Source organism: Salipiger sp. CCB-MM3 (assembly GCF_001687105.1).
GTDB lineage: Bacteria > Pseudomonadota > Alphaproteobacteria > Rhodobacterales > Rhodobacteraceae > Salipiger.
In genome coordinates, this window is the sequence record NZ_CP014597.1 from 71,926 (window position 1) to 95,213 (window position 23,288).

General features: G+C 59.8%; 15 protein-coding genes and 6 pseudogenes. 7 read left to right on the plus strand and 14 right to left on the minus strand.

Translation table 11 applies throughout. The features are described from left to right. Window positions 1–85 precede the first annotated feature (85 nt). The 4 genes and pseudogenes from AYJ57_RS20665 to AYJ57_RS20680 form a co-directional block, all read right to left on the minus strand. On the minus strand, window positions 86–667 hold the full coding sequence (locus tag AYJ57_RS20665) for a hypothetical protein (protein WP_066110582.1): 582 nt from the start codon (window positions 665–667) through the stop codon (window positions 86–88). 184 nt (window positions 668–851) lie between these two features. Next, a pseudogene (locus AYJ57_RS20670) lies at window positions 852–3,953 on the minus strand (efflux RND transporter permease subunit). After that, complete coding sequence (locus tag AYJ57_RS20675) at window positions 3,950–5,077, minus strand: efflux RND transporter periplasmic adaptor subunit (RefSeq protein ID WP_066110584.1); 1,128 nt, start codon at window positions 5,075–5,077, stop codon at window positions 3,950–3,952. The pseudogene AYJ57_RS20670 and the gene AYJ57_RS20675 overlap by 4 nt, the downstream one beginning before the upstream one ends. Further along, window positions 5,074–5,520 (minus strand): GbsR/MarR family transcriptional regulator, encoded by a 447-nt coding sequence (locus tag AYJ57_RS20680; protein WP_193789562.1) that lies wholly within the window; start codon window positions 5,518–5,520, stop codon window positions 5,074–5,076. Before AYJ57_RS20680 ends, AYJ57_RS20675 begins: the two co-directional genes overlap by 4 nt. Window positions 5,521–5,698: 178 nt before the next feature. Between AYJ57_RS20680 and AYJ57_RS25625 the strand changes: the two are divergent. The 3 genes and pseudogenes from AYJ57_RS25625 to AYJ57_RS20700 all read left to right on the plus strand — a co-directional run bounded on the left by AYJ57_RS25625 (window position 5,699) and on the right by AYJ57_RS20700 (window position 9,069). Beyond that, window positions 5,699–6,450 (plus strand): annotated as a pseudogene (locus AYJ57_RS25625) (IS5 family transposase). Between the two features lie 111 nt (window positions 6,451–6,561). Continuing rightward, window positions 6,562–7,592: pseudogene (locus tag AYJ57_RS20695) on the plus strand (IS110 family transposase). A gap of 517 nt (window positions 7,593–8,109) precedes the next feature. Continuing rightward, window positions 8,110–9,069 carry an IS110 family transposase gene (locus AYJ57_RS20700; RefSeq protein WP_066110594.1) on the plus strand — a complete coding sequence of 320 codons (960 nt, stop codon included), beginning with the start codon at window positions 8,110–8,112 and terminating at the stop codon, window positions 9,067–9,069. 22 nt (window positions 9,070–9,091) lie between these two features. On the opposite strand, the gene AYJ57_RS20705 is transcribed toward AYJ57_RS20700, so the two are convergent. After that, window positions 9,092–9,712 carry a hypothetical protein gene (locus tag AYJ57_RS20705; protein WP_066110596.1) on the minus strand — a complete coding sequence of 207 codons (621 nt, stop codon included), beginning with the start codon at window positions 9,710–9,712 and terminating at the stop codon, window positions 9,092–9,094. Between the two features lie 179 nt (window positions 9,713–9,891). Continuing rightward, window positions 9,892–10,563, minus strand: coding sequence for a hypothetical protein (locus AYJ57_RS20710; protein ID WP_066110598.1), 672 nt, complete (start codon window positions 10,561–10,563; stop codon window positions 9,892–9,894). 50 nt (window positions 10,564–10,613) lie between these two features. Here AYJ57_RS20710 and AYJ57_RS20715 point away from each other — a divergent pair. Then, window positions 10,614–10,904 (plus strand): annotated as a pseudogene (locus AYJ57_RS20715) (transposase); the annotation flags it as partial. Between the two features lie 243 nt (window positions 10,905–11,147). Here AYJ57_RS20715 and AYJ57_RS20720 read toward each other — a convergent pair. After that, a pseudogene (locus tag AYJ57_RS20720) lies at window positions 11,148–11,687 on the minus strand (transposase); the annotation flags it as partial. A gap of 12 nt (window positions 11,688–11,699) precedes the next feature. Between AYJ57_RS20720 and AYJ57_RS20725 the strand changes: the two are divergent. Next, window positions 11,700–12,002: pseudogene (locus AYJ57_RS20725) on the plus strand (transposase); the annotation flags it as partial. Between the two features lie 306 nt (window positions 12,003–12,308). On the opposite strand, the gene AYJ57_RS20730 reads toward AYJ57_RS20725, so the two are convergent. Next, window positions 12,309–12,698: a hypothetical protein gene (locus AYJ57_RS20730; protein WP_066110601.1), complete on the minus strand. Its 390-nt coding sequence runs from the start codon at window positions 12,696–12,698 to the stop codon at window positions 12,309–12,311. Window positions 12,699–13,277: 579 nt separating this feature from the next. Between AYJ57_RS20730 and AYJ57_RS20740 the strand changes: the two genes are divergently transcribed. Beyond that, the gene (locus AYJ57_RS20740; RefSeq protein ID WP_066110605.1) at window positions 13,278–14,336 is read left to right on the plus strand and encodes a hypothetical protein; all 1,059 of its coding nucleotides are present in this window, start codon (window positions 13,278–13,280) and stop codon (window positions 14,334–14,336) included. Window positions 14,337–14,434: 98 nt separating this feature from the next. Here AYJ57_RS20740 and AYJ57_RS25630 read toward each other — a convergent pair whose 3' ends face one another. From AYJ57_RS25630 to AYJ57_RS20775, 6 genes are all read right to left on the minus strand, one after another. Further along, window positions 14,435–15,028 carry a L,D-transpeptidase gene (locus AYJ57_RS25630; RefSeq protein ID WP_083191420.1) on the minus strand — a complete coding sequence of 198 codons (594 nt, stop codon included), beginning with the start codon at window positions 15,026–15,028 and terminating at the stop codon, window positions 14,435–14,437. 268 nt (window positions 15,029–15,296) lie between these two features. Further along, entirely contained in the window at window positions 15,297–15,932 is a 636-nt protein-coding gene (locus AYJ57_RS20750; RefSeq protein WP_157374325.1) for a hypothetical protein, read from the minus strand. Window positions 15,933–16,093: 161 nt separating this feature from the next. Then, on the minus strand, window positions 16,094–16,642 hold the full coding sequence (locus tag AYJ57_RS20755) for a hypothetical protein (protein ID WP_066110609.1): 549 nt from the start codon (window positions 16,640–16,642) through the stop codon (window positions 16,094–16,096). Window positions 16,643–17,435: 793 nt separating this feature from the next. Continuing rightward, window positions 17,436–20,858 (minus strand): SbcC/MukB-like Walker B domain-containing protein, encoded by a 3,423-nt coding sequence (locus tag AYJ57_RS20765; protein WP_066110611.1) that lies wholly within the window; start codon window positions 20,856–20,858, stop codon window positions 17,436–17,438. A gap of 1 nt (window position 20,859) precedes the next feature. Beyond that, window positions 20,860–21,504, minus strand: a complete 645-nt coding sequence (locus AYJ57_RS20770; RefSeq protein WP_066110613.1) for a DUF4194 domain-containing protein — start codon at window positions 21,502–21,504, stop codon at window positions 20,860–20,862. After that, on the minus strand, window positions 21,504–22,895 hold the full coding sequence (locus tag AYJ57_RS20775) for a Wadjet anti-phage system protein JetA family protein (RefSeq protein ID WP_066110615.1): 1,392 nt from the start codon (window positions 22,893–22,895) through the stop codon (window positions 21,504–21,506). Before AYJ57_RS20775 ends, AYJ57_RS20770 begins: the two co-directional genes overlap by 1 nt. A 118-nt stretch (window positions 22,896–23,013) precedes the next feature. Between AYJ57_RS20775 and AYJ57_RS20780 the strand changes: the two genes are divergently transcribed. Further along, window positions 23,014–23,283 carry a hypothetical protein gene (locus tag AYJ57_RS20780; RefSeq protein WP_066110617.1) on the plus strand — a complete coding sequence of 90 codons (270 nt, stop codon included), beginning with the start codon at window positions 23,014–23,016 and terminating at the stop codon, window positions 23,281–23,283. Window positions 23,284–23,288 lie beyond the last annotated feature (5 nt).

Sequence of the window (23,288 nt, forward strand, 5' to 3'; positions counted from 1 at the left end):
ACGCAAAGGCAAAATTGACTGGCGCCGGGAATGAAACCCCGGCGCCAGTTGTCGTTCTGCTCAAAGCCTTGGCGGCAAAACCAGGTCAGCGTTGATCCTGACCGTGGAGAACCAGCTTGACCTCCGGACTGCGGCTGATCACCTTGTCGCGCAGGGCCACGCCGGTCATCGTGCATTCTGCAAAGGCCTTGGAGGCGATCTCTGTGGAGGTTGGGCAGTTCATCTCCTTGCCCCAGGTCGTCATCGTTTCGAAGTGATCGGCCATGTAGGAATGGGTGATGCTGCCCTGGTATTGCGGGGGGTCGAGCTTCTTGATGAGGGCCATGGCGGTGAGGCGCTGGCTGCGCTCGGCGGTCATGTCCCTGATGCCCTCTGCGGCCTGGCGCGTCTTGGCCCGCAGATCTTCCGGCTCCTTCCACGCTTCGAGAGTCGGACGGTCCCGATCATCGAACTCCTGAAGGGCCACTGCGCAGGGGCTGTTGGGATCGACCAGCCCTGCCGACACAAGGGCACGGGCATTTTCAGCCGGACGGCCTTCGCTGGCAAAGATGAACTCGGCCATCGAGCCATCGGCATCGTGCAAGAACCTGCGATCGATGTCGGGAGCGGTCTCGCCAATCCTGCCGGCGGCGGCATGAAGTCGGCTGGTTTCGACTGCGGAAATCATGGGCGATGGTTCCATCTTTGCAGTGTCTCTGCCCCGGAGATGCGGCCCTTTTCTCGGTCCCGAAACGTGCGAGGTGAAGATTTCTTCTTTTGTGCCCGCCCGAGCGGCCGGACGCAGGCAAGGAGTGCAGGAGCTGGAAAGAGGGGCTGCAGGGCGGCCCGTCCGCCCTGCAAGATCGCGCATTTCACCCCGCAGACGCGCAGCGCAGCTCCGTCAGCCGATCCTTGCGATCAAGCAGCACAAGGGTCGCCGGGGTGACCAGCAGTGTCAGGAGGGTTGCAAAGGTGAGCCCCCCTGCGATCGACATTGAAAGATCGACCCACCAGAGCGTCGAAGGCGCGCCAAAGGTGATCTCGCGGCCCGGAATATTGATGCTCATCGCGAGGGTCATCGGCACAAGGCCGAGAACCGTGGTGACGGAGGTGAGCAGAACCGGCCGCAGGCGATCCGTGCAGGTCATCAGGGCTGCGGAAAGCGGGAGCCAACCCTCGCGACACTTTTCGTTGTAGGCGTCGATCAAGACGATGTTGTTGTTCACCACGATGCCAGCGAGGGCAATGATGCCAATGCCCCCCATGACAACACCGAAGGCTTTGCCGGTCACCATCAACCCAATGAGCACCGCGCCAATGGAGAAGATGATCGCGGAGAGAACCACCAGCGCCTGCATGATCGAGTTGAACTGCATCACCTGGATCATCAGCGTGAGGACAATGGCCGCGACAAAGGCAATCACCAGGAACTGCATGGCCTCGGCCTGATCGGCGGTTTCCCCCTTGGTCGACACCTTGGCCTCCCCGAAATCGGCGCTGGCAATGAAGGCTTCCAGCTGCTTCGTCTTTTCGCTTGGAAGAACGCCCGGTCCGACGCCGGCTTCGAGCTGGTCAACGGTCTGCCCGTCGATGCGCAGAACCTTTCCGGATCGCGCCACCGGGGCCATCTCGACGAAGGTTCCGATCGGCACCATGCCGGTTCCGGTAGGAATCCGCAGGTTCCGGACGTCGTCAAAGGAGCGATGGCTTTCGGGGAAGCGCATGCGGATGTCGATGCTGTCGGTGCTGTCGCCGGGCCGAAAATCCGTCACTTTGACGCCAGAGGTCATCAGGCGAACCACCTGGCCGATGAGGTCGGGGCTGGCGCCAAACCGCGCGGCTTCGTTGCGATCGACCCTGATCTCGTAATCGATCCCCGGCAGGGTGCGGGTATCGGAGATATCCGTGAGCCCCCCAATGCGGGTCATCTCTTCAACGAGCATGTCGATGGCCCGCGATCGGTCCGCATCCGGCCCGGTGATCTCCAGGGCGATGGGCTTGCCGCCGGAGGGCCCCCGGGACTGCGCCTCGATCGCGACCCGGACACCCGGGATATCGCCCAGCACCTGACGCAGATCGGCAATGATCGTCTCGGCGGCAGGGCGGGTCTGCCAGTCGGTGAATTTCACCTGTATGGTGCCGACCTGATCCGAGGACTCGTGTCCGCCCGAAACATTGGCGCGCGCATAGAGGCTCTCGATATGCGGCCGGCCGAGAAGTCGGGCTTCTGCTTTGCGCCGAAGCTAGTCTCGACCATCGAGCGAAAGGTTGTCCCGCGCCAGGATCTGCACCTGCGCCACATCCGGCTCGTCACCGGGGAAGAAGATCACCCCGTGCCCGTAGGTGCCGTAGCCTGCAACGATCGAGAAGAGCGCCAATGTCAGGACCGCGAGCGTTGTCTTCGGGCGCGTGATCGTGGTCTCGAGAAGCCGTGCGTAAAGCCCCATGAGGCCCCCTGCCCTGCGCGGATCGACAGGTCCTTCAACGACTGCCGTTTCGCGTTTGCGCAGCGGGCTCAAAACACCGCCGAGAACCGGGATGAAGATCAGGGCCATGACCAGCGACGCGGTCAAGGTCATCAGGACGGTGATCGGCAGGTAGCGCATGGACTGTCCGACCATCCCCTGCCAGAAGAGCAAGGGCAGAAAGACAGACAGGGTCGTGGCGGTGGACGCGATGATCGGCCAGGCCATCCGGCTTGCGGCCTCCTTGAAGGCGAGCTTCGGATCGGCGCCCTCGGCCATGCGCTTGTCGGCATATTCGATCACGACGATCGCCCCATCGACGAGCATGCCGACCACAAGGATCAGTCCGAAAAGGACCACCAGGTTCATCGTGAAACCGGACATCCAGAGCGCGGCGACCCCGGAAAGAAAGGCTCCGGGAATGGAAAGCCCCACCAAAAGAGCGCTGCGCGGACCGAGGAAGAAGAGAATGACGATCACCACCAGCAAGATGGAGGCGAGCACGTTGTTCTGCAGGTCGCCGAGAAGATCGACCACCTGTTCGGATTCATCGGTCTGGATGGTCGCCTTGAGACCGTCGGGCCAAATCCCTTCGGCCGCAGCCAGAACGGCCTTCACACCGGCCACCGTCTCGATGATATTGGCGCCGGACTTCTTCTTGATCTCCAGAGGCACTGATGGACTTCCATCGATGCGCGCAAAGCTTTGAGGGTCGACGAAGGAGCTGCGAATGGTGGCCACGTCACGGACAGTGACAACCGTGCTTCCTTCCACCTTGATCGGGAGATCGAGGATCTCCTCGACGCTCTTGATGAGGCCGGGGATCTTGAGAACCATGCGGCCATCGCCGGAGTTGAGAGCGCCTATGGCGATCAGCTTGTTGTTGGCCGTGATGAGGCTCATCACGTTGCTGAGCGACAGATCATAAGTGGCGAATGTCACTGGATCGATGAGGATCTCCACCTGCTCGTCGCGCTTGCCGCCAACGTCGACCTCGAGAACGCCTGGCAGAGCCTCGATTTCATCGGCAAGGCGATCAGCAATCGAGTTGAGCGTGCGCTCGGGAATGGCGCCGGAGAGCGCAAGGGTCATGATGGGAAAGAGCGAGGTGTTGATTTCCCGAACCTCGGGGTCATTGGCGTCCTGCGGCAGGTTCACCTTGGCGCGGTCGACGGCCTCGCGCACATCGTCGATCGCCTGCTCTGCGTCAAAGCCGGCGTCAAACTTGAGCTGGATCGAGGCGCTGCCCTCGTAGCCGGTCGATGTGTAGGTATCGAGCCCCTCGATTGCCGAGAGCTCTGCCTCCAGGGGCTTGGCCAGCGAGCTGACGGCATCTTCGGGAGATATCCCGTCGAGAGACACGCTCACGAAGACCATCGGAATGGAGACCTCGGGATTGCTCTCTTTCGGGATGGAGACATAGGAGACGATGCCGAAGGCCAGGATCATCAGGAAGGCGATGACGACAACCTTGGCCCGGCTGAACGATGCGGCGATGTGGGCGTTCACTGCGCGTCCTCCAGCGCCGCGGCGTCTCCGTCCCGCACGAACCCTTGTCCGACGGTAATAATGCTGGCCTCCATTGGAAGACCGGTGACCGTTACGGCCCTTGGCCCGAAGGAGACGACCTCCACGGGCCAGGCCTTCACCACCCCCTGCTCATAGGTCTTCACCAGGAGCTCTCCGGCACCCGAGAGGGCAAGATAGGCCGATGGCACCTCATGGGCTTTGAAGCTCTTGCCTGCGAGGCCGACGCTTGCGCTCATGCCGGCGCGGATCTGTCGTCCCGAGTTCGGAATGACGACTTCCACAGGAAAACTGCGCGTGGCGCTGTCGGCCGCCGGCGAGATATAGCGTACCGTGCCGATGATCTTCTCTCCCCCCACGGGGGTGACCGCCGCGTCCTGACCCAGGCTGATGTCCGAGATGTTGATCTGCGGAACTGTGATCTCGACCAGAAGGGACGAGAGGTCCATGAGCTGCCCGAGCTGCGCGCCGTCCGAGATTGTCTCGCCGATCTCGGCATCGAGAGATGCCAGCGTGCCCGCGAAGGGGGCACGCAAGGTGAGGTTGTCGCGCTCCTCTTCGATTGCTGCCCAGCCAGCTTCGGCGGCCGCGAGCAGGGCTCGGGCGGCTTGCAGGGAATCTTCGGTAATGAGCCCCCGAGCGTTCAGCTTGGCGTTATTTTCCGCCGTGCGCCGCGCCTCGATCAGCCGTGCTTCGGCCTCTGCGGCCCGAGCCTCGAAATCGGGGACCGAAAGCGAGAGGATGGGATCATCCTTGGAGAGCCTGTCCCCCTTGTGGGCGTGAAGAGCTTCCACGATGCCCGATGCGCGCGCTGTCACCTGTGCCGTTCGAAGAGGTCTGGTCTGACCGTCCGCGGAGACAAGCCGTGTGGCAGTATGGGCCACGGAGTGGATGACCTGCACCGATTGCGCCGCGCCCCCTCCCCCGGCCTCGACAGCCGCAGAGGGTTGATCGTTGCTGGCTGCCCCCGTCTGGCCGGGAGCGCTGACCATACATGCGGCGAGGGCACCGGAGAGGGTGAGAGCGAGGATCGGGCCGATCGGCAGACCCGTTTTGCGGCGAAAGCCAAGAGAGGTGGGCGCAGTACCTGCGGGCACGCCGGTCATGATGAACTCGTCTTTTTGTTATGGGTGGTGCGCTCCGCCATGGATTTTTCGAAATCCATGCGAGCCTGCATGTAGGCCAGCATGCCGCCGAGCCGCCGTTTCTGGGTGGCGTCGATCGGCGTGCTGTCTCGGAAGGCCTGCAATGTCTCGAGGTTGCGCTCTACCCTTTGCCGGGAGCGTTCAAAGATCGCTTCCTCGTTGGAGCTTTGGATCTGGAAGTGATCGCGTCGGTCGCCGTCCTTGCGGACCTTCTCGATCACGCCATGCTCGATCAGGCGTCGGGTGTTTTCGCTCACGCTGCCGCGGCTGATGCCGAGGATGTCGGAGAGATCGGAAAAGGGCACGGGCTCGAGCGACATCATCAGATATCCCAGGATGCGGCCGGCGTGCGGCGCCATGCCGTCCGCTTGCGCAAGGCCGCCCATGAGATGGGAGAACGTCAATCTCGGATCTGTCTGTGTGTCTTTCATTCCGAGGAAGTAGGTTCAGGTTCAACTGAAACTGAACGAAGGCGGAGGATTTTTGTCCTCCGCAAATTCCTTCTAAAGTTTCTTCTTAGGGTCAGGACCCATTGATTTGGTGGGGCGCGCGTGATTCACCATTCGAAGACGAGCGGTGAACATGTCTGATCTTTTCTGGTTGAGCGATGCGCAGATGGCGCGTCTGGAGCCTTACTTCCCCAAGTCGCACGGCAAGCCCAGGGTTGACGGCCAGCGTGTCCTGAGCGGGATTATCTTCATCAATCGCAATGGCTTGCGGTGGCGAGATGCGCCAAGGGAATACGGCCCGCACAAGACGCTCTACAACCGCTGGAAGCGTTGGAGCGACAGGGGTGTCTTCGCCCGGATCATGGCGGGGTTGGCGGCCGAGCACGGTGAGGAGACGACCGTGATGATCGACGCAACTCATCTGAAGGCCCATCGTACGGCGTCCAGCCTGGGCGTCAAAAAGGGGGGCGTCTGATTGGCCGAACCAAAGGCGGCATGAATACGAAGCTGCACGCGATCTGCGACAGCCAGGGCCGACCCATCGACCTGTTCCTGACTGCCGGACCCGTCAGCGACTACATCGGGGCGCGTGCCCTGGTCAGCGGGTTGCCCAACGTGGAGTGGCTGCTCGGAGATCGTGGCTATGATGCCGATTGGTTCAGAGAAGCCTTACAGGACAAGAAGATACGTCCTTGCATCCCGGGCCGGAAGAAACGGAAGACGCCCGTCCGGTATGACAATCGCAGATACAAACGGCGCAACCGGGTCGAGATAATGTTCGGCAGGCTCAAGGACTGGAGGAGGGTTGCGACCCGTTATGACCGCTGCCCGCAAACCTTCTTCTCAGCAATCGCACTCGCTGCGACCGTAATCTGCTGGCTTTGAGAGAGAACGAGATGCCGTAACGGGGCTGCGTCGCGACCCGCCCGCTATCGTTGCAAGATCAAGGGCAAGCTGGCGCCATTCCCGTATTGGATCCACATGGAGGACTGCGGGATGAAGCTGTTTATTGGGCTGGATGTGTCGCTTGAGAAGACCGCAATTTGCGTGATCAGCGAGCACGGGAAGATTGTGACGGAGGCGCAGGTGGCCAGCGAGCCCGAGGCGATGTTGCGCTGGATCGGCGATCAGGACGGGGAAGCTGCGGCCATCGGGCTCGAAACTGGCCCCCTGTCGCAATGGCTGCATCGCGGGTTGTCCGCGGCTGAACTACCTGTCGTGCTGATGGAAACGCGGCAGGTGAAAGGCGCCTTGAAGGCCATGCCGATCAAGACGGACCGCCGGGATGCCGAAGGGATCGCGCGCCTGCTGCACCTCGGCTGGTTCCGACCGGTTCACTGCAAATCAGTCTCCGCACAAGAGGTTCGCGCTGTGCTCAGCGCCCGGAAGGCCGTGCAGCAAGGGTTCATCACGCTGGAAATGTCCCTGCGCGGGCTGCTGCGGAACTTCGGCCTCAAGGTCGGCACCATATCGCGGGGCCGGTTCGAACAGCGGATCCGCGAACTGGCGGCAGGCAATCCGATGCTGGTAGCGGCAACCGAGCTCATGCTTCGCGCGCGGGCAGCGCTGCGGCGAGAACTCGCAGGCCTTGAACGCCATGTCCGCCAACTTGCTCATGACGATCCGGTCTGTCTGCGCCTAATGTCGATGCCCGGGATTGGCGTGGTCGTGGCACTGACCTACCGATCTGCGATCGATGATCCTGGTCGCTTCACATCCTCGAAAAAGGTCGGGCCGTGGGTCGGTCTGACGCCGTCTCGCAACCAGTCTGGCGAGCGCGACATCTCGGGCGGGATCACCAAGGCGGGCGACGTCAACCTGCGTCGTGCCCTGTGCCAGGCTGCCACCGTCATGATGCATCGCGGCGGGCAACATGGCTGCGAACCTGGGCGGCGAAACTCGCGCGCCGCCGGGGCACCAAGCGCGCAATGGTTGCGCTGGCCCGACGTATCGCCGTGATCCTGCACCGGATGTGGAAGGATGACACCGACTTCCGCTTCGATACGCCGGTGCTTTATGCCGGTTGACGACACAGGTTCCAGACTTCTGCCCGCCTAATCGCGGGCCTTCGAGGTCCCCACGGGACGCGGTTCCGGTGATGCCGTGCTCAGGACTGATGCCGACCATGTCGAGCACGCAAATGAGATGGGCACAGCGGAATTGCATTGAACCAGCATCATGTTGGCGGCCACCGCGCCGACCACGGACCGAAGCATGTACCCGGGTCGATCTCAAAAGAAGGCCGCCGAATAGGGAAGCGGATCAACGGTTCAAAGGACAAGACCGCGGTTAAGCGGGACATTCGACATGCGCGAAAACCCTTGACCGGGACGCCCCCGTTACCGAAGTCCTGAGCCTTCTGTATCTCGGATCTGCTATTTTGCCCCCGTCACCTTCCTTGGCCGAGGCTGGTGACGGGGCGGTGTATGGCGTCTGAGCCTTGTGGCCTGACCACGTCTGCTAGCGAGCCAGCACCGTCTCTCTTTCATCATCTCGAACAGTTGGATGCGGCCGACAAGGACCGCGGAGCAGAAGGAAGAGAGCATGAACACGGTATCATCTGAACAGGTCATCGGCATAGATGTCTCGCGCGACTGGCTGGACATCTATTGCCTGCCCGATCGGAAGCGCCTTCGGTTGCCGAACACATCGGAGGGCCATGCCCATGTGGTGTCCCTCGCACGGCGGCGTGGCGCCCTGGTCTGCTTCGAAGCCACCGGCGGGCAGGAGTGGCGGTTATGGGCTTCCCTCGACGCGGCGCGGATCGTCGCGCGTCAATTGCCGCCGGCACAGGTCAAGGCCTTTGCCGCCAGCCGTGGCACCCGGGCCAAGACGGACCGGATCGATGCGGAACTCATTGCCCGTTTCATGGTATTCCGTCCCGAGGCCGGACGTCGCCATCCGACCGGGAAATTGCGCGCGATCAGAGCTTCGACATCGAAGCGAGCGCAACTCGTCGAAATGCGTAAGCGGCTGCTCGTCCAGATCAAGGCACACGAAAAACTCGCGACCGCTGGAATGTTCACCGACATGGACGTGGAGTTGAAGGCTCTGTTAGATACCAGGATCTCAGAGCTGGAAGAACGGATTGAGCAGGCAGTTGCGGCCGATGGAACACTGGCCGAAACCGCCCGCATCCTGCGCTCCATTCCTGGGGTCGGCCCGGTTGCCAGCACTATGCTCATCGCCGAAATGCCCGAGCTCGGGGCCATATCCGGAGAACAGGCCGCAGCCTTGACGGGGCTCGCTCCTATAGCGCACGACAGCGGTGCGTTGCGGGGCAAACGAACCATCGCCGGAGGGCGGCGCGCCCTGCGGCATGTCCACTTCCAGGCCGCCCTCGTCGCAGCAAATCATAACCCCACCCTGAAAGCCTTCGCGCAGCGACTGCGCGACGCCGGAAAACCGCACAAGGTCATCATCACTGCGGTCGCACGAAAGCTCGTCAATATCGCCAACGCTCTATGCAAAGCGCGTAAACCATGGGGCCTTCAAGGCGCATGACGGATACAGTTGCTAGAATGGCTCATCCACGATCATACGGAAAATCGTCCAGGATCTCCATCGCCCGATATGGAAACTCGCCCGAGCTATCTGAAATGTGCCTGTAGACGGATACGCCGAGAAGAGGGAGCCAGTAGAGCCTGAAGACGGCTCTCTCTGTATCCGATTTTTCCGTCACCGTGACTGCGGTCGCCGCATAGGAGCATTCACCGATATCGAGCGTGGATGTCTCTCCCACATCGATCGTGACATTGCCTTGCACAGGCCCACCGGCCCGCGTTTTGGTGAACTCGAGGAAGAGGTCGCTCCCCTCTTCCATGTTGTCGATGTCGACGCTTCCCCCGGTGAAACTCACATCCATCACGGATTTGGCGGAGATGTGGATCCCTTTGAAGGTGAAGGATCTCTGCACCAGGACCCCGCCGGCCATGACGTAGCCGTATCGGTCGTTATCGTCATAGACGACCTCTTCGAAGTTGGTCGTTTCATCGAAAGGGGTGATCCGGCTGATGCTGCCGTCGTCATATTTGATGAAGACCCCGTGGGTGAGACTATCCGCTGTGGGGCAGGTTGAAAGTGCTGCGGCGGCAGAGGACAGCAAGATGCACGCGCCGCATGCGACGACCCGGGTGAAATAGTTCATGTCAAAACCTTCTGATTCAAATTGACCGAAACTCAAGCGCCTAAATATGACGCTGACAGCCCTGAAAGAAACAGATGCGCCTCTTCAATGCAAGTTTTGGCTGAAGGCTCTGCCGAAGATTTCTCGGCCGATCTTCGTCTTTGTCGCGATGGCCGTGGAGTGACGGTTTCTCGAAGGCCTCAGTTGCTGATCCGAAGCGATCTCAAAGTCAGTTCTGCTCCACCTGGACCGGGATTTCCATTGAAGTTGATCTCATGTCGATGTCCCGTGGGATCGGTGAGCACGAGGCGATCGTACGTTTGCAGGGAACTCGTGACATAGCTTCCGCCTGCGGGCGCATGGGCATATCCTGGCGCGACCAGTTCATGGGAGCCGCAAGTCAGCGTCTCAGCTGCCTGCGCGCCGCTGGAATCGTGCAAAACTGCCTCCCAGCATTGGCTCGGTGAATAGCCCGAATATCCGGAGGTTTTGCCTTTGGTGATGTAAAGGCCGGCACCGTCGCTTTTGAGGGTCGGGATATCCGTCGAGACGTTCCAGGGGTCGCTTGCGAAATCCAACTGGAAGCTGAAAGAGCTTTCCTGCAGGGGATCTGCCTCTCCGATGATCTCTGCCGTCATCCACGCTTGAGGGTCCACCAGGCGTATGCTGCCGGCAGCCTTTGGCGACAATGGGTGCGAGACCAGAGAACTCGTGTCTATGCGAATATCCGCGGCGCGGTCCGAGCCGGCTATCGCTGTCTCCGGGTCGGCGTTCATGAGGGATACGTTGATGGGAAGGCTTGTTGCTGTGGCCTCCTCATCGAGCACGATCGACAGATCAATGTCTGAGCCAGCCCCTTTGAAGTGGTCCACCCACGAAGCCGGAAATCGGATAGGATTTCGGCGAACAGGAGGACTACGGAATGGCTGGAAAGCGTGAGAAGCCTGAAGACATTTTCACCAAGCTGCGCCAAGTCGAGGTGCTGCATGGCCAGGGCCTGTCGATGGCAGATGCGGTGCGCCAGATCGGAATATCGCAGCACACGTTCTACCGGCGGCGTAAGCAGAATGGCGGTATGAACCGGCCACAGTTGTCGCGACTGAAGGACCTCGAGAAGGAGAACCTGAGGCTGCGGCGGGCGGTATCTGACCTGACGCTCGAGAAGCTGATCCTGACCGAGGCTGCCCAGGGAAACTTCTTCTCTATTCGGAGATCATGGGTCAACTCCCCTTCCAAGGTTTAATGCTCTTTTCTCGGTACGTTGAACCTGCGGGGCTCGTTCTTCTCTCCGAGGTCGGCATGGTTGACGCCTCATGATGGGATCAGAGGAAGTAGGCGGAGCCATCTGAGCCGCGCGGTCACTGCGGTGCCGCTCGAGTTTCCACGGTCTCGCCCCCTTCCGTCGTCTCCGCAGGGCCCCTCCGAGCCGGAGGAGTTCGGTGTTCTGATGCGAGGTTCAGGCTGCGGGAGCAGAAGACCAGCGGAACTCGGTGTCATCCCGCCACATGCGATGCAGCACGATGGCAAGTTTGCGCGCCACGGCGACAACCGCCTTCTGGAAACCTTGGCGCCGCGCCACGGCAACGCCCCAGGACTTGAGGCTGCTCCAACGCGGGATGCGAGAATTGGTCAACAAGACCAGCGCCGCCTCATACAGCGCGCTTCTCATCAAGGCGTCGCCGCAGCGCGAGATACGCCCGACTCTCGCCGTCTCGCCCGATTGGTAGAGGCGTGGCGTGAGGCCATAGTGCGCACCCACGCATTTCGACCGACTGAAGCGAGCCGGGTTGTCGACACAGGCCCTATACGTGAAGGCGACGATCGGGCCGACGCCGGGCGCGGTCATGAGGCGGCGACACACGGGGTCCACACGCACGGCATCAAGGAGCATCTTGTGCAGCTTGGCGAGCTCCGTCCGTAGAGCTTCGCGCGCCAGGAGGAGCGGAATGACAATTGCCGCGATGGCTGGAGCATCAGCAACGAGTTTGCGCACCCGCATCACGGCCCTGGCGCGGCGGCACTGCTGGGCAGCCTGCCGAGGGCGGGCTGGCTTTTGGAAGATCGGGACGATGATGCCGATTAGTTCAGAGAAGCTTTGAAAGACAAGGGGATATAGGTTTGCATCCTAGGCCGGAAATCCCGCAAGAAGGCGGTGAAATACGACAAGAGGCGTTACAAACGGCGCAACCGCATCGAGATCATGTTCGGTCGCTTAAAGGACTGGCGGCGCGTAGCCACACGATACGACCGCTGTCCGGAAACGTTCTTCTCTGCGATCATGCTCGCCGCAACCGTCTTGTTCTGGCTGTGAAATTCATTGGTCTGGACCCTAGTTGCCTTGTTGACCCGGCGAGCTCGTTGATCTGTACGTCTCCGACGGGGGGCTTCTTAACCTGCATCAGGTTGTTCACCGCGGTTCGAACGCCCGCTTTGCTCAGGAAGGCGGATACGCTTTGTGGAATCGGTAGTTCAGTCGTCTTGGTCTTTCTTCGGCAGCAGTAGAGGCGCCCGAGAAGCTTGATGGTCTTAGCCTCTCGATGAGTCTGCAGGGCAAAAGGCCAGCGCATCGCTACGCTGACCTATCTGTTTAGATTCTGGGATCATGCTTGGAGGATTATCAACGGCAGCGCGTGCCGTGAACTTCCCCCTCGTCGGACCGGATGGTCACACTGCTATCTTCGGTCTTCACCTTGAGAACATATTCCCCGTCCACCATTCCTTCGGTCGACGCGGCGTACTTGGCCTGGACCCATCCGTTTCCGAGGTTCTTCAGGGCAGACGTGCGCTCGTACATGGTAGATGAAACCGAGAACTTTCCGCTGCCGACCCAGATCATACCCTCGTCGGTGCCGCCCTGGCAGTTGGCAGAGTAGTTATCCATATAATACATCCGGCCGGCAGCAGAAGCAGGCTCAGCCGACATAAGTGCCGCCGCTGTGGCGAGCGGGAGCACCAGCATGGCCCTAGTGCTCATCAGACGCGATTTAACCATACTACCAATCGTCATGTGTCGAACTCCTTGACGTACACTCAACGGGACCGTGAAAGCATAATACGGCGACATCAAGGGTTTTCTATATCAGAACAATGATTTCCGTGGTTGTGACTATTGCGAAGCGTCTAGCCTTGGCGCGCGCGTCTGCATTTTCAGAGTTTGCGAGTGATCAGGCGACCAAGGATTGGATCTTCTATACCGCCTCGAGCATTGCTGCGAAAACGAGTGACAGAAGTTCTGGCTTTCCGGGGTTGGCACGTGATGATGAATGGAGTGGGATCCGGACCCTGATGCGCACTCTCCAAGAGAAGTCGCGGAAGCCTGGGTACGGCGAAGATTTTCAGCTGCGCGCGCTAGGCAGCATCCCGACAGGAGAGGATCGTTCCCTGCTCGAAATGATCCTAGCGGGGCATCGGGTCTCTTACCTGAAGGCGTTGGCCGACGTCCGCCAGCTGTCTGTTTCTTCTCCTTGGATTCAGCAATAGCACCACCCCATTTATTTCGGCAGACAACGTCACGCTAGTTCGCCGGCTGCCCTTGCTCTCCCCTGCGGGAAAGGCTTTTCTGCAGGCGAGGCATCAGGGGACTTTCATGTACGTTATCAACATCTTCATCGCTGGCGACGAGATCAGCGGCGCGCTGCCGCTCCCTAGAGACTTGGTTCTGGAGATTGATCGCAGCGAAGCGATGGAAGGGCGAGAGAAGAATGAATTAGACCTCGCCATGCTCTCGTGCTCGCCCTACGCTAAAGACCTGCAGGACATCGAAGTTGTAGAAGGCTGGACAGGGAATAAGCTGCTTAAGATGGCGTTGGCACGCCTCCTTGTGGCTCATGACGACGCCTACATCGCTCTTCAGGCTGGCCACGACTTCTTTGTTTTCATTGCGGAAGCAACCCGTGATGAGAACGGTGAGCCAGACGATCTGCAGTGGGATTTCCTCATGTCCTACGACCTTGGCGACGTCGATCGAGACGTCGGAATGAAGTACGTCTACGGTAGTTTCGTCGAGAAGCGCGATTACCTGGCGACGGCGATTGCTGCAGGTCTCTACCGAGACGACGGCCATGTCGCCGAGAGGCTGGCATCCGTCATAAGCGTCATCGACGAGCGCGAAAGCGGACTTGATGAGGCGCCCGAGCTGGATGAAGACCGCGTATCAATCGTTTTCGAAACCGAGCAGGGCCGGCGCATGATACAGCTGCCGCGGCACTTCATCCTAGAAATGAAGTCGGAGGATTTGAGCGAAGATCGCCAGCACGCGGAGAGGAACTTCGCCGCCTTGGCATGTACCCAAAACTGGGCTGACCTTGAGGATACCATTGTGTTGGATGGGCAGCCCGGAAGGGTGGTGCTTGCATGGTCTCTCATGAGCTTTCTGTCGATGCAGAAAAGCGCTCTTGAGGCGGTGCGCAAAGGAGACGACTTCTTCGCCATTGTCGCAGAAGCAACCTTCAACGAAGAGGATGGAGAGCCCACACTTGAATGGGATGTCCTCGGCTCTCGCAAGGTTGGAGAGATCAGTGAGGAAGCGGATGTGACCCGCAACTTCAGTCGTCTGATTGGGTGGGCCTATGACGATCTGAAAGCTGCATTGGAAGTCGGACGCTACCGAAAGGATGGCGTGGTCGGCGCTTTGATTTCAGAGTGAGCCCGAGCGGCTGTCGGCAACGCTAAGTTCAAGCTCTGTGATACCCAAACGCGAGGGCGCCAAAGTCGATTTGGCGCCCTCTCTTACGAACGTCGTGGTTACACCAGCTCCTTCGGGTGCAGCACGACCCGCGCGTTCATCGGCACCTGGTCGTAGAGTTGAACGATCTGGTCATTGATGAGGCCGGCACAGCCGTTTGAAACGGCGCGCCCTATGCTGCCCGGGTCATCGGTCCCGTGCACTCTCAGATAGGTGTCGCCACGCTCGGGCGTGAAGAGGTACAGCGCGCGTGCGCCGAGTGGATTGCCAGGGCCACCCGGCATGCCATCTGCGTATTTCTGGTACTTTTCAGGTTCCCGCTCGATCATACCGGGCGTTGGAGTCCACGATGGCCACTCTTTCTTGGCGCCAACGTAGTACTCACCGGGTTCGTACAAGCTATCGCGGCCCACTCGAATGGGGTAAACCCATGCTTGACCGCCTGAAAGCGTCCAGAAGAGCCGGAACGCGTCCGGATAGACGTGCACTTCATTTGGCGGAAGGGGGTTGGCCAAGCGAATGAGCTGTGGTGCTGTCACGCTGGGGGCCGGCTGGGGGGCGGTCTGCGCGCTGAGAATTGAGGGGACTGCGAGGCCTGCTGCGGAAGCGAGGCCGAGCTTCAATGCGCCTCGGCGCGTCGTGAAGGCATTCATGCGTATTCCTTTCCTTCACCGACCCGATGTTGATCGGCCAGAGAAGACTACTCGGGTTATCTTAACTGGCGCTTAGGCAATGTGCGCCGCACTCATCTGTTGGCAAGCAGCGCGCATTTGAGCCGCCTTTCATGCAGATAGAATGTGTGCGGGGCGCGCCGGGTTCCAAAATTCGAGTGCAACTCTTGGCGCGGCGCTGTGATCGCTACGGCTTCGTGGATGTGCCTGAGGCGTATGAGTGACGTGCTCTGGAGCGTCCGTCTGCTTGCTAGTGTCCGCCGTTCAGGTCCATGGCGTAGATCTCCGCCCAAAGGGCTTCATGCTCGCGCTCCTGCTCTGACTTCGGCCCGTAGCGCTGGGCGGCCGTATCGAAGCCTGGATCACGTTCGCTCATGCCCATAGCCAATGCTGAGAGCGCATAGGCACGGCCTGCCTCCTGCCGGTCGCTTCCGGAGTAAATGCGTTCTGCAAAGGATCGGATGAGGTCCATCTGAGCAGTGGTTGGCGGCAAGATTACCCCTTGATCAATGGAGGCAGTATCTGTGCTGGCACCCACGACATCCCAGTAGTCGGAGACCACTGCACGGGCCCCGTGTGCGAAAAGCTCGGTCTTGGCCGCATCGCTAAGCTCGAGCTTGGTTTGAGTGTGACGATCTTCGATGAGCTCCAGGCCCCCGCCTTCGAGGAGCTTGGCCAAGCAGACATCACAGAGGGAGCATTTTGGAGGAACTGCAGGACCTCTTATGGTCCAGATGTAGGAACGCCCCTGCCCTTCATTGCCGGTCACCAGAACACCATCGTTGTCCCAGTAGCCGCTCTCTTTCCGGCAGACACCGCATCCGTAGTCTTCAACAGCGCCGCTTGAGTAAGCCTTTCCCGGGCGCGCCATGTTGTCTTCCGACATCTCACCGCGTTCGTTGTCCGCGCGCCGCGGCCCGTCATTTCGCATGTTCACCCCTTAGCCCTTGGGCTCGGCCCAAGGCATCAATCGTTTGTGCTAACGATATCAACGCCTTCGGCCGTTGCAAGATCATGTGCAAAGAGTCGTGTTTTTCTGTCTGAAAACTAGGGCGCGTTGACACTGGGCTGAGGGATGTAGTCGCAGTATTCGGCCAAGTCGGAGAGGTAGCTCCACTCATTGATGTTCGCATGCCGCAGCAGGGCCTGAGCCCGGTGGGATATCTTGTCCAATTCCACCGCTTGTTCGGTGATTGCGTGCCTCTTCCGGAAGCCATCGTCACCTCTGGGGCCGGAGGAGATGGTGTAGTCGATCTTGAAAAGACGATCATCGTCTTCTGCCATATGAAACTCTGAAAATCCGCCCTGAAGCATTCTGAACAAGCTATCACAGGCTACGAGGTCCTTCTGATAAAGCCACCAATCAGTGCTGTCCTCCAGCAGCCCAACTGGCGAAAAGCTTTCGAGCACTGCCGCAGCCAACTCCCCCTCAACAGACCGGGGCACGACTTCAGTCGGCGCCCGAAGCGGAAGGCCGGTGACGACGTTTTCTGCGGCGTTCTCGGTGACGGTCACCTGAACGAACATATGTGTGTGCCCGCTTAGCTGCGGTTCTCTGAATTTCAGCAACTGTGCGTAGTGGTCTGTTTGTGGCATCGACGTCTCCTTGGTCCTGTGGACATATGAGACGTGGTGCAATCGAGACGCTCTACCGTCGTGAGGACTTCTCAAACCTCGCAAGGGCCCGGTCGAGAATGTCGTCGCGCAGAACTCTTACCTTCGCCCCAGAGGGCATTGTTAGAGTTCTGACGGCGTCAACTTTTCCCACGACCGTCGGGCGCCCAGATTTTGGCTCTCTGTGAAAGACATGCAAGAGTTTCGCCAACATTCGAATTCACCTCCTTGGAGACCAGCTTTACATGCAGATACGAGCAACACCGCTCCAGTGAGGTTGACATCGTCGTTCGCGGTGCGCCTCCGGACAGGAGTACTGAGCTCACCCGTTGCGGGGTTGCTGTGCAAAATCGAACAGAGGGGCGCCATGACACTTTGTATGCACATCACTATGTGAGCGATACGGTTGTGTAAGGGGTGCAAACAATGCGGAACCTTGTAGTTCTTTAGATGGCGCTTTTCGCCGCCACACCTGTATCGGCGCAGAGCCACAAGGCGCTTAGCTGCGAAAATTCGGCCAAGATCGTCATGGAGGCAGTTCAGGCGCGCAAGGACGGAGTCTCTGAAAAGCGTACCGAGCGAGAGCTGCGCCGGGCTTTGGATCGGGACACTGGCACCATGGTCGCCCAGTGGATCTATGGTCTCCCTGAGGACCAGCTCACCCTCGATGTTGGTCGGACCTGGGAGGGACAGTGTCTCTCGCAATAACGCCGGACCGCAACACCGAGGGTAGGCTTTCTAAGTCGCCGTCTTTTCAGCTATCGCGTTCTGGTGGTCATTCTCCTGGCGTTCCCACGCTCTCGAAGGCGTCCGCGCTCAGGTGAACTGGGTTCTCTGCGAACATGCGCTCCTTGGCCTTGGCACCGATCGAGACAGAGTCGATGAAGACATCAGACGAGCCGGGGTTCCGGCCGACCGAGATCACGCTGTCGACGCATTCAATGAGCGAACTGCGCTTCTCCTCGGGCGCTGCCACGATCACCTGCAGACCGAGCGATCGGAAGAGGTCCATGAGCCGCTGCGTGTTCGGGATGTCGAGCTTGTTGAACGCCTCATCGAAGACCATCAGGCCCATGCCTTCATAGTCGCCAGGAGTGGCCTTCGGGTAGTATGCCGAGACGAGCGAAGCTGCGATTGCCACGTAGTACGGCGCCTGGCGCTGACCGCCCGAAAGCTTGCCAAGCACGGACGAAAACGGTGTGCTGACGGTCCGGCCGGCGTCCTCGGGATCCGGGTGTTCGATGAAGAGCTCGAAGTTGAAGTAGTTCCGGTAGTCCTCGTAGCGCTTCACGTCGTCGCTCTCACCCTCGAGCAGCGCGTCGAGTGCCTGAAGGCTTTCGTCGTCAGCAACATCGAGCACGGATTGATCCGCGGGGACCTCGGCGGTCACCAGCCGGTAGATTGGCAGGAACTGCGCTGAAACCGTGCTCCGGAATTGATAGGTCTGCCCGACGAACGAATACTTTCCGAGCCGGCGGTTCAGGCTGTCGAGCTGCTCCTCCATGAGAGCGAACTGTTCCCCGATCCGGCCAATGAGCCCTTCCGTGAGGCTCGTCTCCATTTCGTCTCGCGCCCGCTCGAGGCGCTCGCGATATTGCAGGAGTTCGTGGTTGCTCAGGCGGTCGAGATGCGAATGGGCCCAGATGAAGCGCTCCGCGTCCGTGCTGTTCTCCCCAAGAGGTGCGTCTTCGACCATCCACTTCTGGGCGTAGGACATCAGGCCATTGTTGCCGCGGGTGATGAGCGCACCGGCGGAGCCGTCTCTGGTGATCTCTTGGCGGACGTCCGAGATGCGTTCGCGTAGAACCGCGATCCTGGACGTCGCCTCTGAAATCGGAAGGCCTGTGATCGCATCGACCTCTTCGTCGGTGACCGGCACCTCGTAGTCGCCTTCACCGATCAGCCTGGCGACCGCCTCTGGAATGGCTGCCTGGGACCGCTCCTTGACCTCAGACATGCTCTGTCGGAGCGAGAGCAGGTCATTCTGGCGGTCATCGAGCTTGGCAGACATGATGCCACACTGGATGTCCAAAGTCCGGCGCCGCTTATCGATTTTCAGAGTTTCCGCTCCGAGGTCTTCCAGCCTACCCTCAATTTCAGAGAGTCTGGCATCGATGTTACCTGTGTCTGGGGCGGACATTGCCTGCCGGCGCTGGGCGAGCGACCGCAGGGCCGTGAGGACCTCTTTCAGGTCCGTGAATGCCTTGGAGAGCGTTTCAGGATCGATGACCGAAAGCGCACGTATGCGCTGCTGGGCGGCCTCAAGATCTCGGGTGGATTTCTGCAGGTTCTCGTAGCGCTCGCGCATTTCTGTAAGTTCAAGCGCCAGTTCACCGCGGGCGGCGCTTTGCGCGGTCTTGCCCAGGATCGGCCGACGATCACGGAATACTCGGAGCGTGGCTCCTGAGCCGGTCTTCCCGTTGCGCATGATCCCACTCGAGAGCGAGCGAAGTTCGGCCTCCGTCTCGGCGCGGCTGTAGCGTCCGACATTGAATTCCAGGAACTGACGGACCACCGGATCGTCCGAAGTCACCACCTCAGCAATGGAGTTCTCTGCCAAGCGTGCCCGGACATTGCGCAAGCGCCGCTGGTCGATAAGACGAACCCCATCATAGGTGTTGCGATTGCGGTAGAGCAGCTCGAACGCGGCATCGACCTGAGCTTCATCAACGATGATCGCTTCTCGGTTAGCGCCGAGTATGGCCTCGAGAGCGTAGGCCCAAGACGTGTCGCTCACTGTTACGAGATCAGGTAGGCATCGTGCGCCAATGCCGGCTCGCTCGAGATCAGCAAGGAAACTCCTTACCCCTCGACTTAGGACGGCTTCAGGTCCTGCTGATGCATCTTCGTCCCCAAAATCGCGGAGCTTCGTCCTCATCTCGATAGCTGCTTCCCGGGTCTCATCCAGGTGGGTCAAGATGACATGAAGATCGCGGGACTTCCCACTGATGCCGCTTACTTTTTCAGAAATTTCGCCTGCAACAGAGGCCCATTCTTCCGCGCTCCGGCCAGAGGTCAGCTTGGTTAATTTGGCGCCTTCCTCAGCGATCGAGGACACGATCGGAATCATGCTGGTGATCGCCTTCAGGTGGCGAATATCGGCGTACGGAATGAGGCCGGATTCAATGCGATGGCGCAGGCTCGCCTTGCGCTCCTCGAGAAGCCGGCGTTCTGAATCCAGTCGCCCGAGTTCGGCAGAGCCATCAACTTCAGTGAGCTTTTGGCGCAGTCCGCCGCGCTCGGCTTCGAGGTCATTCACCTCTGCCGAAAGCTCCTCTGAGCGTGCTGTCGCTGTCTTCAGCTCTGCTTGGCTGGAAGTCAGTTCATCTCGCAGCTTGCGGGTTTCCAACTCGGCCTCAGCGACATCGAGTGCGAAGGACGCAACATTAAGTTCACCCTCCATCTTGCTGATGCTGAATCCCTTTTGGAATCGAGATGTGACGGTCGACAGGTCGCTTGTCATGCCTTCGATGCGGGCCACCTCAGCGGACATTTCCCGCCAGACCGAAATCGACGAACGGACCCCGGCTACATCAAGAGGCAGCGGCTCGAGAACAAAGCGACGAACGAAATCAGTCGGGTCCGACATCTCTTTGGCCTGCAGCGCGTTCGCAAAGCTGCGAAGGAACCGCTTTGCATCCGGAGGCGCGGAGGGACGCATCACCTGCAGGTAAGCGTTCACGAATTTGGTGCTGTTTTGGTAGAAGGAGATCGCCCTGTCGCCGTGCTCCTTACGGATGCGCTCGACCATTGCGTCGTGGGAGATTACCGATCCGCCTTCAACGAAGTCCTCGATCCGGAAGTCGCAGCCGTCGACAATGAAACGCTTCGTCTGCTCGGAGAGGTCCTGTTCGGCACGCAGGAGAAGACCAAGTGCGATGTGCTTGCCAAGGCCCTTGTCATGGAACGTGAGCACGAGGGTCGTCTCGCAGCGTTCTCTACGCGGCTTGCCCTCATTGACGTCGCTTACGCACCCTAGGGCGTAATCTCGGACGCTCCGTCCGCGCTGAACCCCTGCTGCAGCATTGAGCTCCAAGACGTTGCGATTGTTGCCAGATATCACAGTCTGGATGGCGTCCAGGACTGAACTTTTTCCGGCGCCAGTCTGCCCGATCAGGGCAGCGTGCTCCCGGATCGAGATGTCGAGGACGTCGACGAGATACCAGTTGTGGAGCGAGATCCGCTTCAGTTCATACATCTCAGCTCGCCTCCAAGAACGAGGTCTGTTGATCGCCTTCAAGCCAGCTCTGAAGTCGGTCAATATAGGTGTCGGAAACAAGCACGCGGATGCCCGGGAGGATCGTCAGACGGGTCACTCGGGTCTCGCGATCCTTGTCTCCGACACGCACGATGCCTTTGCGATTCAGCTCACGCAGAAGGTTGTCGACCAGGTGGTTTTCGCCAGGCGGCGTCGCTTGGGCGATGCGTTGGTAGACTTCGGCGATCTCCACGGTGTCGGTTTCCACGCGCCCTGTCCCGTCCATCTTTCCCTCGGTGAAGCCGTTTTCGAAGATGTAGCGCAGCGCGATCCGAATGAGGGTCTCATCCTTCTTCAGGCGCATGAGGCGCCATGCATATGGAGGCTTCTCGAGCTCGAGCGGCTTGAGCGCAATCATTTGCGTTCGGGCGTCCATCTCAAGGTCATACCCTGCTACGGCAAAGTAACGCTCAAAGAAAGTTCTGTGGTCCTTGATGGCTTGTACCGCGGATGACGGAACCGAATGGGTGTCGTCGTAGATGACCTGGTGGAACATAAGCGCCTGAATGGCGATCCGGATCGCATCACTCAGCACGTCCGGATCGTCGGCCTTATCGAGGATTTGCGCGAACTCACGAAGTTCCATCAGTGCACCCTTTGTTGCTGTCCGCGCGGACGGATCAGGAAGTTTCTGCAGGTGATCCAGTCGTTTTCGACGGTGCCGGGACACTCTGAAATCTCCCAGTCCTTCGACAGGCGTCCGCCGAGGTAGTTGAGCGATCTCAGCCGTTCGAAAACGAAGAAGTCGTCCAGCGAAGCGATGGGCAGTTCGCGCCCTTCGACCGCGCCCCGGCCTTCTACGTTGGCCCGAAGGTAGGCGTCGACTTGGTCAGGCTGCACCTGGCTTCGGGCCCGGTATGCGATGATCGCGGCTTCATGCGCTCGCTGGGCCTCGGACTTCTGCGGACGTTGGATCATCGTCGGCTTGATCTCGGGGCGCTTGCTGTTCGCTGTGAAGAGGTGCGTTGATCCAGATGGGAGCGAGGAGCCTGTTGTTCCATCACTAGGGAAGCCTTCATCGAGCGCATGCGCTGCTGCGGACCTGAGCACTCGCTCTAGGACCTCTGTGTTGCTCTCACGCATGGTGTCGAGGAAGCGGATCGTGTTCCGGATCTTCGTCTCCACTCGGCGATTGGTGTCCTCAATCACATCAAGATAGTCATCAATGCCACTGAAAACTCTCAAAATTGTTCTGAGGTCGTCGATCACCATTCGGCGTGCGGCGGTCGTATCGTCTGACTTGCCTTCCCGCTGATAGGCGGTCGCGATCTCATCGATCCTGAAATCGTCTTCAAGAATGCGGCGGGCGATGCCGAGGATACGGACTCTGAATCTGAAAGGGTTCGCCCGAGTATGAAGCTGTTTGTAGTCCGAGATCAGATGCGCCTGGACGTAGTCCGTGAAGAAACTCTCAAAGAGGTCCGCGAAGGACGCCCTGGTGGCGATCAGTTCCTCTGCCTTGCGCATGTTGGCGCTGAGCCCACGCAGGTGGTTCAGGAAGCCTCGGGATGCCTTTGCGGCGCCCCTGAGGGCCTCGGATCGGCTCTGCGGATCCCTCTCGACGCTCTCGATGAGTGCGAGCACGTTGATGACTTCGCCGCCGTAGGAGCGCAGGCGTCCGAACTTCACGTCTAGCAAGAAGTCGAGCAGCAGCCGAGCTGTGGGGTCGATGTCTGTGAAACGCTGGAAGCCGTTGCGTTGTTCGAGAAGCCAACCGGTTTCGTGAAGCCGGGCATAGGCCATGTTGGCACGCACGCCAATGTCGGTCTTCGCTTCTGGGTCGAGCCCTTCGTGCCGTCGGCAGAACTCCTTGATGGCGTCGACGACCTGCCCGCGGGCCGAAAGACCGGCGTCCTCGAACATCTCGTCGGAGAGGTGCTCAAGAAGCTTCGCGTAGAAATGCCTCGCCGACCCGGAGAACAGCTTGAAAGCGTCCGGGTGGAGATCTCCGAATATCTGTTCGACTGCACTGCTCATTGAGTTTGAGAGTATGCCTGCCACCACATCTTGTAAACTGCCACAAGCTGTTACCGCGGTAACAGCTTGTGGCAGGCGTCGGCGCGTGCAAGTTTCAGCCGATCAACGGAGTTCAGGAATGGCTGAAACAGACGCGACAATCAAATATGAGCAAATCTTCGGCGACGAGTTCGGCTCGCGTTACGCGTTCCAAGCCCATCATGCGGACATCGAAGAGCGTCTAAAGTACTTCCATGGCGGATACATATCGCAGCACATGCACTTCGTGGCGGTGGCCAGCGAGGGTAAGGTGGTCGGCATCTCCGCTGTTCAGCAGAGCCCCTATGAGGACCACGTGCTCTGGCTTCCCTACGTATGCGCGGCAACTGATCTCTGCCGCGCTTCTTGACATTA

What these genes read in the sequence shown, in the direction of transcription:
- AYJ57_RS20665 (WP_066110582.1), bottom strand. Translation starts at nt 667, where the DNA reads ATGATTTCCGCAGTCGAAACCAGCCGACTTCATGCCGCCGCCGGCAGG.
- AYJ57_RS20675 (WP_066110584.1), bottom strand. Translation starts at nt 5,077, where the DNA reads ATGACCGGCGTGCCCGCAGGTACTGCGCCCACCTCTCTTGGCTTTCGC.
- AYJ57_RS20700 (WP_066110594.1), top strand. Translation starts at nt 8,110, where the DNA reads ATGAACACGGTATCATCTGAACAGGTCATCGGCATAGATGTCTCGCGC.
- AYJ57_RS20705 (WP_066110596.1), bottom strand. Translation starts at nt 9,712, where the DNA reads ATGAACTATTTCACCCGGGTCGTCGCATGCGGCGCGTGCATCTTGCTG.
- AYJ57_RS20730 (WP_066110601.1), bottom strand. Translation starts at nt 12,698, where the DNA reads ATGACGATTGGTAGTATGGTTAAATCGCGTCTGATGAGCACTAGGGCC.
- AYJ57_RS20740 (WP_066110605.1), top strand. Translation starts at nt 13,278, where the DNA reads ATGTACGTTATCAACATCTTCATCGCTGGCGACGAGATCAGCGGCGCG.
- AYJ57_RS25630 (WP_083191420.1), bottom strand. Translation starts at nt 15,028, where the DNA reads ATGAATGCCTTCACGACGCGCCGAGGCGCATTGAAGCTCGGCCTCGCT.
- AYJ57_RS20750 (WP_157374325.1), bottom strand. Translation starts at nt 15,932, where the DNA reads ATGTCGGAAGACAACATGGCGCGCCCGGGAAAGGCTTACTCAAGCGGC.
- AYJ57_RS20755 (WP_066110609.1), bottom strand. Translation starts at nt 16,642, where the DNA reads ATGCCACAAACAGACCACTACGCACAGTTGCTGAAATTCAGAGAACCG.
- AYJ57_RS20765 (WP_066110611.1), bottom strand. Translation starts at nt 20,858, where the DNA reads ATGTATGAACTGAAGCGGATCTCGCTCCACAACTGGTATCTCGTCGAC.
- AYJ57_RS20770 (WP_066110613.1), bottom strand. Translation starts at nt 21,504, where the DNA reads ATGGAACTTCGTGAGTTCGCGCAAATCCTCGATAAGGCCGACGATCCG.
- AYJ57_RS20775 (WP_066110615.1), bottom strand. Translation starts at nt 22,895, where the DNA reads ATGAGCAGTGCAGTCGAACAGATATTCGGAGATCTCCACCCGGACGCT.
- AYJ57_RS20780 (WP_066110617.1), top strand. Translation starts at nt 23,014, where the DNA reads ATGGCTGAAACAGACGCGACAATCAAATATGAGCAAATCTTCGGCGAC.